8 protein-coding genes are annotated in these 12895 nt (G+C 73.3%); 2 read left to right on the top strand and 6 right to left on the bottom strand.

Going from position 1 to position 12895, the window contains the following annotated elements; all coding sequences use genetic code 11:
- The first annotated feature begins 6 nt into the window (after positions 1-6).
- Positions 7-1725: an acyltransferase gene (locus AB0K67_RS10700; protein ID WP_364056256.1), complete on the top strand. Its 1719-nt coding sequence runs from the start codon at positions 7-9 to the stop codon at positions 1723-1725.
- 47 nt (positions 1726-1772) lie between these two features.
- Here the strand turns inward: AB0K67_RS10700 and AB0K67_RS10695 are convergent, their stop codons facing one another.
- Positions 1773-3113, bottom strand: coding sequence for a GDSL-type esterase/lipase family protein (locus AB0K67_RS10695; RefSeq protein WP_364056253.1), 1341 nt, complete (start codon positions 3111-3113; stop codon positions 1773-1775).
- Positions 3110-4906: a hypothetical protein gene (locus tag AB0K67_RS10690; protein ID WP_364056250.1), complete on the bottom strand. Its 1797-nt coding sequence runs from the start codon at positions 4904-4906 to the stop codon at positions 3110-3112. The genes AB0K67_RS10695 and AB0K67_RS10690 overlap by 4 nt, the downstream gene beginning before the upstream one ends.
- A gap of 131 nt (positions 4907-5037) precedes the next feature.
- Here AB0K67_RS10690 and AB0K67_RS10685 point away from each other — a divergent pair, with 131 nt between their 5' ends.
- Complete coding sequence (locus AB0K67_RS10685) at positions 5038-6924, top strand: beta-L-arabinofuranosidase domain-containing protein (protein ID WP_364056247.1); 1887 nt, start codon at positions 5038-5040, stop codon at positions 6922-6924.
- Between the two features lie 106 nt (positions 6925-7030).
- Here the strand turns inward: AB0K67_RS10685 and AB0K67_RS10680 are convergent, their stop codons facing one another.
- From AB0K67_RS10680 to AB0K67_RS10665, 4 genes are read right to left on the bottom strand one after another with little or no spacing between them, the layout of a single operon-like run.
- Positions 7031-8368, bottom strand: coding sequence for a glycoside hydrolase family 28 protein (locus AB0K67_RS10680; protein WP_364056244.1), 1338 nt, complete (start codon positions 8366-8368; stop codon positions 7031-7033).
- On the bottom strand, positions 8356-10515 hold the full coding sequence (locus tag AB0K67_RS10675) for a hypothetical protein (protein ID WP_364056241.1): 2160 nt from the start codon (positions 10513-10515) through the stop codon (positions 8356-8358). The genes AB0K67_RS10680 and AB0K67_RS10675 overlap by 13 nt, the downstream gene beginning before the upstream one ends.
- Positions 10512-11513, bottom strand: coding sequence for a DUF5605 domain-containing protein (locus tag AB0K67_RS10670; protein WP_364056238.1), 1002 nt, complete (start codon positions 11511-11513; stop codon positions 10512-10514). The genes AB0K67_RS10675 and AB0K67_RS10670 overlap by 4 nt, the downstream gene beginning before the upstream one ends.
- Positions 11510-12889, bottom strand: coding sequence for a DUF5060 domain-containing protein (locus tag AB0K67_RS10665; RefSeq protein ID WP_364056235.1), 1380 nt, complete (start codon positions 12887-12889; stop codon positions 11510-11512). The genes AB0K67_RS10670 and AB0K67_RS10665 overlap by 4 nt, the downstream gene beginning before the upstream one ends.
- Positions 12890-12895: the final 6 nt, after the last annotated feature.

Below are 12895 nucleotides of genomic sequence, written 5' to 3'. Positions count from 1 at the left end.
GCCGCCATGACGTTCGACTACTGTCCATGGCTGTACTGGGACCACGCCACCGACGACGACCGCCGCGCCCAGGAGGCCCACATCGCCGGGCTGCGTGAGAGCATCGGGCTCGAGCCGGCGGAGAAGGTGTTCATCTCGCCGCTGGCCGCCGTGCACACCGACCGGCTGCGCATGGGCGACTTCTGCTACCTCGCCGCCCACGCGTACGTGACCGGCGACATCTCCATGGGACGCGACTGCACCGTCAACCCGTACGCCGTCGTCCGGGGCACGGTCTCGCTGGGCGACGCCGTACGGATCGGGGCCCACACCTCCCTGCTGGGCTTCAACCACGGCACCGCCCCCGACCGGCCGGTCTTCCGCCAGCCGATCACCAGCAAGGGCATCCGTGTCGGCGACGACGTGTGGATCGGCTCGAACGTCGTCGTCCTCGACGGCGTCACCATCGGCGACCACGCCGTCATCGGAGCCGGCTCCGTCGTCACCAAGGACGTGCCCGCCTGGGCGATGGTCGCCGGCAACCCGGCCCGCCTGATCCGCGACCGCCGCACCCCGCGAGACGGGGCGAGCCGCCCGTCCGCACCGCGTGACCTGGAGGGGCGGCTCGTCGCGTTCGCCGAGCGGGCCAGGCAGCAGGCGCACGACGTCTTGGCCCGCTGCTGGGACGGCGAGCGCTACCTGGACCGGCCCGGCGCCGCGCCCACCGTACGGGCCTGGGCCGACGCCGTCGAGATCGCCGACCTGCTGCTCGGCGGACCGCCGCCCACGCCCTCCCGCGACGAGATCATCGCCTTCCTCCGCGACCGCCAGGACCCCATCACCGGCCTCGTCCCGGAGATCGGCGCCCCCGGCTCACCCGAGGCGGCCTCTCACGGGGGAGGGAACGACGGGGGCGAGGACACCGCCGGAAGGACCGGCGAGGCGGCGGGCACCGGGAGCCCTTTGCAGCTCGAGGGCATCACCGCGTACCACATCCTCTCCGTCGGCTACGCGCTGGACCTGCTCGGCACCCGCTGCCGCCACCCGATCAGAGCCGTCTCCGAGCTTCCGCCCGCCGACCTCATCGCCCTGCTCGACGGCCTCGACTGGACGCGCAACGCCTGGACGGCCGGCTCCGTCGTGGACGCCATCGGCACCGCTCTCTACCGCAACCTCGCCGACTTCGGCCTGACCGGCCCGCAGTTCGAGACCCTGTACGGCTGGCTGCTCAGCCGGTGCCGTCCTGCCCACGGCATGTGGGGCGAGCCCGACTCCGACGCCGGGTGGCTGCAGGTGGTCAACGGCTTCTACCGGCTCACGCGGGGCACGTACGCGCAGTTCGGGCTGCCGCTGCCGTATCCGGAGCGGGCCGTCGACACCGTGCTCGCCCAGGCCCGCGACCCCCGCTACTTCGGCCCGGACACCGGCAACGCCTGCAACGTGCTCGACGTCATCCACCCGCTCTGGCTCGCCGGACGCCAGACCCGGCACCGGCGCGCCGAGGGTGAGGCCTGGGCGCGGGAGCACCTGGAACGGGCGCTCGGCGGCTGGCACGACGGCGCCGGCCTCAGCTTCGCCCTCACCAGCGGCACCGGCGCGACCCGCACGCCCGGCCTCCAGGGGACGGAGATGTGGCTCGCCATCATCTGGCTGCTCGCCGACTACCTCGGCCTCTCCGACACCCTCGGCTACCGCCCCCGAGGCGTCCACCGCCCCGAACCCGCCATCACGTACCCGGTGGGCTGAGGCGCCGCCGCGTGAGGTGGTGGGAGGTGTCACGGCGGGCGGGGTGGTCAGAGGTGAGGCAGGGGGACGGCGGTGGCCATGGCGTGGTGGCCTGCGGTGCTGGGGTGGAGGTGGTCGCCGCTGTCGTAAGCCGGGAGGAGGCGGGCCGGGTGGGCGGGGTCGCGGAGGGCGGCGTCGAAGTCGGCCACCGCGTCGAACACGCCGCCTCGCCGGAGGCACGCGTTCACCTCCTGGCGGGCCCGTTCGCCGGACGCCGTGTGGTACTCCGCGCCCTCGTACGGCGTGATCGTGCCGCCGACCAGCCGCACCCCGGCGGCGCGGGCGGCTGCGGCCATGCGCCGGTACGCGGCGATCAGGTCCTCCGCCCGAGCGCCCGCGCCGAGGTCGTTGATCCCGGCCTGCACGATGACGGTGGTGATGCCCGGCTTGATCAGCACCTCGGCGGTCAGCCGTGCTTCCGCCGGCCGTCCGGTCCCCGCCGTCAGGACCTTCCCGCCGGACACGCCCTCGTTCACCACGGCGAGCCCCGTACCGGCTGAGAGGAAGTCGGGCCAGCCGTGGCCGGTCCGCGAGCCGACGCCGGTGGTGATCGAGTCGCCCAGCGCCGCCACCACCCGCACCGGTGGCTCGGCGGGGACCACGGTCAGCGCGTCCAGCCAGTGCCATACCGTCGTCTCCTCGACGAACGCCTCTCCGCTCTCGTCCCCGGCGTGGTCACCGCGCACCGAACGGTAGGAGGGCGCCCCTGCGGGTTCCCGCATCCCGGCCGCTTCCCGCACACCGGCCGCCTCCTGCACACCGGCAGCCTCCTGCACACCGGCCGTCTCCCGTACCCCGGTCGGGAGCGTGGGAGGCGGATGAGCGGGGGCGGTGGCGCGGTTGCGGCCGGTCAGGACGCCGCCGGGGCCGCGCAGGTAGACGCTGACGGCGAGCCGGCGCCCGGCCCGCACCAGGTCCGAGGCCGGGGTCTGTCCGGGATCCCGTCCTGGGTGCGGCGTCGGACCTCGCACCGTGTAGCGAGCGATCGTGTTCCGGGCGATCATGTTTCGGGCGATCGTGTTCCGGGCGGTGGTGTGCGGCACGTCCTGGGACGTGCCCTGGGGTGCGGCCTCGGATATCGGGTCGCTGAGTGCCGTCGCCCCAGGCGGGAGGCGCACCTCCGGGGAGCCGGAGAAGGTGACCAGGCGGTTCGAGCCGGGCTCCAGGGCCGGGCCTTCGCGGGGCACGCCCACGTACACGTGGCCGAAATGCACCGTGCGGTCGCCGAGCGCGTTGGTCAGCCGCACCCGCAGCCCGGTCCCGCTCACGACGGGACGGACGACGTTGCGCACCGTCACCTCGCACAGGTCACCGCCGAGCGCCTCGGATGCGGCCGACCAGGCCGTCACCACGTCCATTCGGTGGCGGGCCGGTTCAGCTCGTACGTACGGCGCGGCGCCACCGGATGCACCCGTCGGCCGCTGTACATCGGCCGGGCCGTGCCCTCGGGGCTGATCCCGATCACGTCGTCGCCCCGCCAGCGCACCCGGTACTCGCGGCCCGCCGCCACCTCCGTGCTGGTCGTCTCGGGGACGGGGAAGGTGACGGTGACGCGCTCGCCCCGGCGCGGCGCGGGGATCGACAGGTAACCGTCGGGAGCCCAGGCCCCGGTCCTGGTGCCGTCGAAGGTCTCCACGGCTCCGGGGTCTTCGGAGCCGTCGGGAGCCGCGGAGCCGTCCGCGCCGTCCGAGCCGCCTGAGCCCCCCAAGCCCCCCGAGCCGCCCAATGCGCGCGTGACGCGGACCTTCGCGTAACCGGCCCACTCCGGCACCCGCATCCGCAGCTCCCGCAGGTCCTCGTGCACCTCCAGGTCCACGCGGCCCTCGTGCGGCAGGTGGCTGAGCACGGTCACCTGGCGGGTGGCCCGGTTGAGCAGCAGGTTGACGCGGGTCACCCGGTCGTCGGCGGTGACGACGTTGTTCCAGCCCCAGAACAGGCCGCGCACGCCGGAGCCCACGCAGCACGCCTGCACGTCGGCGGTGTGGCCACGGCCCAGCTCGACGTCGCAGACGAAGTCGTTGGGCGCGCCGTACCCGGCGAAGGCGCCGAGGACGCGCTCGCCCACCCGTACGTGCGTGGTCCAGCCGGGTTCGTCGAGCGAGTCGTCGGGGGCGGACTCGACCCAGCTCAGGTCGAGCAGCTGCGACTCGACGAGGTGGTTGCGCAGGAAGCGCTCGGCGACGCCCCAGTAGCCGGTGTGCCCGGCGCGGGCCAGCGTGGTGCCGAGGCCGATGAGGTCGACCAGGGAGCAGCTCTCGTGCTCGTACCGCTGGTCGGCGAGGTCGCCGGGGGTCCAGCCGAACGCGGTGGCCTGCCCGAGCGCCCAGTCGTAGGAGCGGCGCACGAACGCGGTCAGCTCGTGGTCGCAGGTGTGCAGGGCGTACCTGGCGAGCCCTTCGAGGGTGCCGAGCCGGGTGTGGAAGTGGCCGCTGCGGTAGGCACGGGCGGCGTTGAAGCCGCCGTCCTCGAGGTAGACGCCGCTCTTCTCGACGATGAGCCGGGCGAACCAGCCGCACAGCTCCAGTGCGTCGTCGTTGCCGGTGGCCTGGTGGTAGCGGAGCAGTGGCATGATGAGCCGGCCGCTGAAGGAGGCCGGGTCGGGGGCGAGGTGCAGCGCGATCGCGTTGGGGGACGGCCAGCCGTCGGGGGTGTACTCGGAGGCGGGATAGAACCAGACGTCGCGCTCCTTGATGGCGATGCGCTTGAGCGCGGCTACGTGCGCGTCGGCCAGCTTCCTGACCTCGGGGTCGCCGTCCGACAGGTACGAGGTGGTCAGGGAGAGGATCACGGCCCGCTGGTCGATGAGGTTGGCGTTGGCCGGCCAGCCGGCCTCGGGGCGGGCCTGGCGGTAACTGAGCCCGTCGGGGCCGAAGAAGGTCGCAAGTCGCCGCCGGTAGCCGTCCTCGACCTCCCGCCAGGTGTCCTTGCCCGTCATGTGCCTGGCCAGCACGCAGGCGTCGAGCAGCCGTCCGTGGCTGGAGCCCCAGTCCCAGTCGCCGTGCCGCAGCACCGCAGGGCGGGCGAGCAGGTCGGCGCTGAAGTACGGGATGCCGCCCATGCTCTCGTCCGGCAGCCCGGCCACGGCGTTCATCGCCAGCGCGGCCCGCTCTTCGAGCACGACCGTGTCGGGAATCTCAGGCATCGTTCCCCTCATAAATATTCACGCGCGCATAAACCTTGCACCCCAGCCTCCGACGCCTCTCCTGTGGCGTCAAGGTGAGCATAGATATTCGTATCTTGTTGGATATATAAACACTGAGGCAGGATGTCCGCATGAGCGATGATTCGGTGGTACGACCCCGCCCGGAAGCCGCCGTGACCCTGCGACCCGCCCCCGGCATGCGGATCGACGGCGGCTTCTGGGCAGCACGGCAGCGGGTCAACCGCGAGGTCACCATTCCCCTGGGCGGCGAGCGCATCCGCGAGTCCGGCGCCTTCGCCAATCTCGAACAGGCCGCACGCGGCGGCGGGCGGCACCGCGGCAAGGTCTTCGCCGACTCCGACGTCTACAAGTGGCTCGAAGCCCTCGCCTGGGAGCGCGGCCGCGCGCCGTCCGCAGACCTGGCCCGCGCGTACGACGACGCCTCGGCCCTCGTCGCCGCCGCCCAGGCCCCCGACGGCTACCTGCACACCCACACCCAGCTCACCGGCCGCGCCCGCTACAGCGACCTCGCATCCAGCCACGAGCTCTACTGCGCCGGCCACCTCATGCAGGCCGCCGTCGCAGGACGCCGCGCCACCGGCGACGAACGCCTGCTGAGCGTCGCGGGCCGCTTCGCCGACCACCTCGTCAAGGACCTGCCGCCGGACGCGCTCGACGGGCACCCCGAGATCGAGACCGCGCTGGTCGAGCTCTACCGCGAGACCGGCGTGCGCGCGTACCTCGACCTGGCCACCCGCATGATCGACGGCAGGGGCCACGAGACGCTGCCGCTCAAGGGCCACCACGGGCCCGGCATCCGCCAGGACCGCGTCCCGCTGCGCCAGGCCACCACCGTCGAGGGGCACGCCGTCCGCGCCATGTACCTCGCCGCGGGAGCCGCCGACGTCGCCGCCGAGACCGGCGACCGCGAGCTGCTCGCCGCACTCACCCGGCAGTGGCGGCACATGGTGGCCACCAAGACGTACCTCACCGGCGGGCTCGGCTCCGTCTGGTACGGCGAGCAGTTCGGCGGCCCGTACGAGCTGACGCCCGAGACCGCCTACTGCGAGACGTGCGCCGCCGTCGGCAGCGTCCAGTGGTCGTACCGGATGCTGCTCGCCACCGGCGAGTCCGCCTACGCCGACCTCATGGAGCGCACCCTCTACAACGCCGTCCTGCCCGGCGTCTCGCTCTCCGGCGACCGCTTCTTCTACGTCAACGCGCTGCGCGTCCGCGCGGGCGCCAACCCCGACGACCGCCGCGCCGCCGCGCGCGGCCGCCAGGACTGGTACGGCACCGCCTGCTGCCCGCCCAACGTCATGCGCCTGCTGTCCTCGCTCGACCGCTACCTCGTCACCCGCGACGGCGGCGGCGTCCAGCTCCACCTGTACGCCCCCGGCACCCTCAGGGCCGGTGACGTGGTGCTGCGCGTCGAGACCGGCTACCCGTGGGACGGCCGCGTCGAGATCACCGTCGTCGAGACCCCCGGCACTCCGTGGACGCTCGCCGCCCGCATCCCGTCGTGGGCCGACGGCGCCACCGTGGACGGCCTGTCCGGCACCGGCCTGCCCGCGCGGCCCGGCTCGTACTACCGCGCCCGCCGCACCTGGCGGCCGGGCGACCGCGTCGTGCTCGACCTCGCCGTACGCCCCCGGCTCACCGCCGCCGTGCCCCGGCTCGACGTGGCCCGCGGCCAGGTCGCCGTCGAGCGCGGCCCGCTCGTCTACTGCCTGGAACAGGCCGACCACCCGGACGCCGGCGTGGACGACCTGTGCCTCGCCGGTGCCGAGCTGACCGACGGCAGGCCCCTGACCGGCCTGCCCGCCGAGGTGGTGCCGGTCCACGCGCGCGGCCGGGTCCACGTGCACCGCGAGGAGGACGGCGGATACCCCTACCGCACCGCAGCCGCCCCGCTGGAGCCGGAGCACGAGGGCCCGGTCGATCTGACCTTCATCCCGTACTACGCCTGGGCCAACCGCGACCTGGGGCCCATGACGATCTGGACCCCGATGCACTGAGCACCGCGACACGGGCCGCACCCCCTCGGCTGCGGCCCCTCAGGTGGGCTGTGCGGCGGGCCGCACCCCCTCGGGCCCCCTTTCAGCGGCCATCTCTTTCAGAGCCTCAGCCGCCGCCGATCCGCACTCCGGTCACCGACAGCCCCTCGACGTCGCTCACCACGTCGGAGCGCAGCACGTGCGCGAACGTGCTGTCCCTGATCGCGATGTCCCGCAGCGGCTGCTCGGGGTAGCCGCGCAGCAGGTACGCGCTGCGCGTCCGGTCGCTGCGCAGTCCCGACACGTGCACGTTGCGGATCGGGGGAGGGTCGTCGCCGTTGTGGCCGTCTCCGTGGTAGAGGTCGATGGAGACGGCCTCCTTGGTCAGCTCGCTGATCGTCACGTCCTTGACGAAGACGTTCTCCACGAAGCCGCCGCGCACCGAGTTCGTCTTGACGTACAGGCCGAAGTACAGCCCGGGGCCGCCCCAGCGGCAGCGGCGCACGAACACGTTGCGGATGCCGCCCGTCGTGTCGGTGCCGATCGCGACGGACCCGTACCGGTAGCGCATGTCGCAGTCCTCGATCAGCACGTTCTCGCACGGCACGCCGACGCGGCGGCCGTCGGGGCCACGGCCCGCCTTGATCGCGATGCAGTCGTCGCCGACGTCGAACACGCAGCCCGAGATGACGACGTCGCGGCACGACTCGGGGTCGCAGCCGTCGTTGTTCGGGCCGCGCGAGTAGATCGACACGTTCCTGACCAGGACGTTCTCGCAGCGCACCGGGTGGATCTCCCACATCGGCGAGCGCACGATCCGCACGCCCTCGACCAGCACGTTGCGGCACAGGTACGGCTGGATCATGTTCGGCCGCAGGTAGTGCCCGGCACCGAACACGCGCTCCGCCACCGGCACGCCGTCGGCGGCCATGCGCTGCAGTGCCTCCCAGTCGGCGGCCTCGTGCGGCGTGCCCGGCCGCCAGCCGAACTCCGGCGTGCCCACCCACGGCCACCAGTGCTCGGGCCCCGCGGAGCCGTCGAGCGTGCCGCCGCCGGTGATCGCGATGTTCTCCTGCTCGTAGGCGTAGATGAAGGGCGAGTAGTTGTAGCACTCGATGGCCGAGAACCGGGTGTAGACGGCCGGCAGGTAGTCGGCGGGGTCGGTGGAGAACCGGATCACGGCCCCCTCCTCGACGTGCAGGTCCACGTTGCTCAGCAGGTGGATGGCGCCCGTGTCATACGTCCCCGGCGGCACCCGCACGTGCCCGCCGCCCGCCTTGTGGCAGGCGGCGATCGCCGCGCGGAACGCCTCCGTCCACAGACCGTCGCCGCCGCCGTACTCGGTCACGTCGAACCAGCGGTCGGGGAACTCCGGCGGGCGCACCCGCTCCCGCAGCTCGTCGGCGTACCGCCACGCCGCGGCCTCCGTCATGGGCTCGGTCATGGGCTCGGTCAGCCTGTCCATCTCACCTTCCTCATGCGCAGCGCGTGATAGAGCGGCAGCGCGATCACCCAGGACGGGTTCCACGTGTTCGCCTCGCCCGTGCGCTGCCAGTTGGTCTGGAAGAACCCCTCGCCCTGTTCGCCCGGCGTCCGGAACCCCCAGTCGCCGGGCTCGCGGCAGATGCCCTGGCCCATGGCGTGCAGGATCCGCACGGCCCGCTCGGCGTAGCGCGGCCGGCCCGTGGACAGGCCGAACTCCAGCAGCTCCGACGTCGGGAAGAACACGTCGAGGTGGTGGTTCTGCACGCTGACCGCCGGCCAGCCGGCCGCCTTGAAGCCGCGCCGGGCGAACGTGCTGCCCGCGGCGAACTCGGGCGACCACACGTACACGAAGGTCAGCAGCCAGTCGGCGGCCGCCTCCGCCCAGCCGGCGTAGCGCTCGTCGCCGGTCAGCCGGTGCAGCTCGTACGCGGCCAGGAAGAAGTACATCCCGGCCTCCTTGTCCTCGCCCGAGGCGTCGAGCGTGGCGTGCGCGAACGGCCGCTCGTACGTGGCCGCGTGCTCCCGGTGGTAGGCGGCCAGCACCTCCTCGGCGCGCAGCAGCCACACCCGCTCCCCGCTCAGCCGGTACGCGCCCAGCATCGCGAGGACGCACGCCACCCCGGCCGCGCTGACCATGCCGGAGACCGGCGTGCCCCACGGGCTCCAGCCGACGGGCACGACGCCCTCGGGCAGCCTGGTGTGCCAGAAGACGGAGGCGGCGTCCGTCACCGCCTCCTCCCAGGCGTGCGGCACCTCCAGCCCGGCCTGTCTGAACAGCAGCGCGAGCGCGGCCAGGTCGGTGATGGTCTCGCCGTGTGCCCGGCTGGAGACGAAGTCGCCCCAGCCGTCCTTGCGGAACGACTCCCAGCGGTCCTCGTCCACCAGGTAGCGGGCGGCGTGCAGGCCGCGCACGGGCGTCCTGCCGCCGTGGACGTAGAAGTCGGCGGCGCGGCGGGCCCGCTCGATCCGCTCGTCCTGGCCGTCCTCGACGCCCAGGATGGCCTCGCACAGGGCCAGCTTCATGGCCTGGCCGGTCCAGCCGTACAGGTAGGAGCGCGGGCGGCCGTGGCGCACGCCCTCGTAGGCGAGGTGGCCGTCGCCGTTCCAGCGGGAGTCCATCGCGTCGGTCTTGAGCCGGACGATCTCGTCCACGCTCAGCGGGGCGGCCCCCTCGTCCCGGTAGAGGCGGGTGTGCACCAGCGTCCTGAAGCCGAAGCCGCGCGGCGCGACCTCGCCCCAGTCGAGGCTGTGCCGGGTGGTGATCTCCGCGCCCGGCGCGAGGTCGCGGTAGCCGAGCGGGCGGCCGGCCGTCTCCGCCTTGCTGACGTAGCAGACGTCAGGCCGGCCGTTGAACGCGATCACGCCGGTCATCGCCGTCACCGCCAGGCCGGGCGCGCGGACCGCGCCGAGCGAGCCGTAGGCGACCGAGCCGTCCTCCTCGTCGCGCACCGGGCCGGGATGCGCGAAGAGGCTGAGGTAGCGGCCGTCCCACGCGGCGTTGACGGCCGGGATGGGCAGGCGGTGCTCCTCGCAGACGAAGCCGATGTGCGGCACCTCGCGGGCCGGGTCGGATGACGGGTTGTCGTTGTAGAGCACGCCCGGCATGGTCAGGCAGGCGTCCTGGACCGGCAGCGGGAGCAGCAGCCCGGCCGCCACGTCTACGAGCCGCTCGCCGGTGTCGTTGCGCCAGGTGGTGCGCAGCTCCAGCATGCCCTCCCGGCCGAAGCCCAGCTCCAGCCGCACGCTCAGCTCCCCGGCCCGCGCCGTCGCCACGATCCCGTCGCCGCCGGAGCCGGGCGGCAGGACGCGCACGCTCGCCGGGTCGGCGGGCCGGAACCGCCAGGGACGGCCGGTCGAGGCGGTGAACAGGACGTGCAGCGGCACGCGGAGGTGCGGCTCGGCGGCGCCGTCACGCCCGAGCCGCACCTCCGCGCCGCCCACTGGAGCGCCGCCCACTGGAGCGCCGCCCACTGGAGCGCCGCCCACCGGGGGATCGCCCGCCACTCCGGCGCCGCTCACGATCTCGACCAGCTTCCCGCCCGGGCCGGCCAGCCGGGCGAGCGGCGGAACCGGCCGCTCGCCCGGAGCATCGGAGCGCCGGGGGCCGGTGCCGTGGCGGGCCGTCATGGGACGCGGCGCAGGCGGATGGCCTGGCCGACCGTGCCGGGCAGCGGCACCGTGACCGCCGGGCCCTTCATGATGCCGAGCGGCGTCACGGTCATCTCCCACGTGTCGATCACCTCGGCCTCGTACCGCCCGTCCGGCACCTCGAACGACCGCTCGGGGAACCGGTGCTCGCCGCAGAACTCCAGGTAGAACTCCCCGGTCAGCTCCAGCATCGGCGCGTCCCTGTCGCGGTATGCGGCCTCGTCGGGGATGGCCGCGAGCACCTGGCGCAGCAGCGCGAGCCTGGGCACGGCGGCCCCCTTCAGCGTCCCGCCGTCCTGCGACCAGGTCAGCCCGTCGTCGCCCGCGTACGACTCGCCGTGCGTCACGCAGCGCCGCCGCACGACGCCGTCCCACGCCTGGACCACCACCTCCTCGGGGGTCAGGCTGTGCCACGGGTCGTCGGCGTCGCCCTCGTACCCGCAGAAGTCCATCCGCACCGGCTTGTGGTGGTGGCGCGTCCGCACCCAGGCGTCGCGCGGGCTGCGCGCCCGTACGCTGCCGTGCGTCCACACCCGCCGCCACAGCAGCGGCGAGCCGGCATCGACGGTGATGGACAGCGGATGGTGCAGCGGGTCCTCCTCGGCGACCAGGTTCCCGAGGCTCACCCAGTCGTGCTCGGTGAAGGCGGGAAAGGCGCCGGGGTCGTCGGTGAGCGACCACCACACGTTCTGATGCGGCGCCAGCCTGGGCACGACCTCGCTCAGGTAGCGGGCGGCGCCGTCCACGTCCTCGATGCCCTCGCCCGGCCGCAGCAGCACCAGCTCGGCCGTCACGCCGATCCCGGCCAGCTCCTCCACCCGCTCCTCCAGCGCGTCGAGCGAGCAGCGGGAGGCCAGCGCCGCCATCCGCACCCGGTCGAACGGCGACGACTTCAGCGTGGCCAGCGTCCGCGCCCGCCGCCGCTCGTCGTGCAGGTGCCAGCCGAGCGCGGTCGTCGCCAACCCCTTGTCGATCATGAAGTCACCTTCGTCATCCGCAGCGCCAGATACGGCCGGCCCGGCAGCGCGACCCGCACCCGCCCCTTGTGCTCGCCGTCCACCGGGCTGATGGTCATGTTCCAGGTGTCGATCAGCTCCACCCGGTACGCGCCGTCGTCCGGCAGCTCCACCGTCACGTGGGCCTGCTGCCGCCGGCCCAGGTAGCGCAGGAACGACCCGGCGGGGCTCTCCTCCACCACGCGCCGCAGGAACGCGATCCTGGCGGGGCTCTCGCCGAACAGCTCGCCGCCGTTGCTGACCCAGGCGCGCGGCTGGTGGCCCATCAGCGACTCGCCGTGCCCGACGTAGCCGCCCCGCGTCACCCCCTCCCAGAAGCGGTCCACCAGCTCCTGGCCGGTCACGTTGCCCCAACGCTTGCCCAGGTCGCCCTCGTAGGAGATCTCGTCGATCACCACCGGCTTGGGGCAGGCGCGCAGCCAGGCGTCGGTGGGGGTGGCGTCCCAGTGCTGGATGCTCTGGTGCGTCACCCACGGCTTGGTGAAGTCGTAGAGCGAGGCGACCTCGTACATGCGGGTCCCGTTGTGGATCGAGCGCAGATGCTCGTACGGGTCCAGCCTGGCGATCGTGCGCAGGATGTCGTCCCAGTCCTCGACGGTCTTCGCCTTGTTGAAGTCGTACTCGTTGGCCGCCGACCACCACACGTTGCGGAAGGCCGCCAGGCGGGCGATGACGTAGCGCAGGTAGGCGTGGTCGGCCTCGCGGCCCATGTCCTCGATGCCGCGCAGGCCCCCGTCGTACGGGTGGAACAGGATGATGTCGGCCTCGACGCCGATGTCGCGCAGGTCGCGTACCCGCGACTCCAGGTGGCGGAAGAAGGCCGGGTCGTAGCGCGTGAAGTCGAGCCCGTCCGGGTCGGTGCCGGCGAACGGCACCAGCGGCGGCCGCATGGCCCCGGTGGGCAGCACGCACATGCGCAGCTTGTTGAACGGCGAGGCGGCCAGCGTGCGCAGCGTGCGCCGCTCCCGTTCCTCGTCCAGGTCGTGCGTCCAGTGGTAGGCGGTGGTGCCCCACGGCAGGTACGGCGTGCCGTCGGCGTACACGAAGCCGGTGCCCTCGGCGCGCACCGGGCCGTGGTTGCCCGGCGTGGCGGGGGTCACGGTGAACTCCCCGGTCACGCCGTCCAGCTCGGGCACGTTGCTCACGGTGGTGTAGGTCCACGAGCCGACCGCGTCCGGCATGAACCGGACGCGGTAGACGCCGTCACCGTCGTAGAAGCCGCCGGCCTCGACGATGCGGTGACGGAAGCGGAACCGGGCCGCCAGGCGAACCTCCGCGAAGGGGTTGCCGCCGGCCGGCCCGGCCAGCTCGATCTCGTGGACGCCCCAGCGTTCCACGGTGGA

Source organism: Nonomuraea sp. NPDC052634, assembly GCF_040678535.1.
Classification (GTDB): Bacteria; Actinomycetota; Actinomycetes; order Streptosporangiales; family Streptosporangiaceae; genus Nonomuraea; species Nonomuraea fastidiosa.
The sequence above is the reverse complement of the archived record's forward strand: the minus strand, read 5'-3'. Positions and strand labels throughout refer to the sequence as shown.

Excerpts from the sequence above, each read along its gene's own strand:
- AB0K67_RS10700 (WP_364056256.1), top strand. The coding sequence starts at position 7 with ATGACGTTCGACTACTGTCCATGGCTGTACTGGGACCACGCCACCGAC.
- AB0K67_RS10690 (WP_364056250.1), bottom strand. The coding sequence starts at position 4,906 with ATGCCTGAGATTCCCGACACGGTCGTGCTCGAAGAGCGGGCCGCGCTG.
- AB0K67_RS10685 (WP_364056247.1), top strand. The coding sequence starts at position 5,038 with ATGAGCGATGATTCGGTGGTACGACCCCGCCCGGAAGCCGCCGTGACC.
- AB0K67_RS10680 (WP_364056244.1), bottom strand. The coding sequence starts at position 8,368 with ATGGACAGGCTGACCGAGCCCATGACCGAGCCCATGACGGAGGCCGCG.
- AB0K67_RS10675 (WP_364056241.1), bottom strand. The coding sequence starts at position 10,515 with ATGACGGCCCGCCACGGCACCGGCCCCCGGCGCTCCGATGCTCCGGGC.
- AB0K67_RS10670 (WP_364056238.1), bottom strand. The coding sequence starts at position 11,513 with ATGATCGACAAGGGGTTGGCGACGACCGCGCTCGGCTGGCACCTGCAC.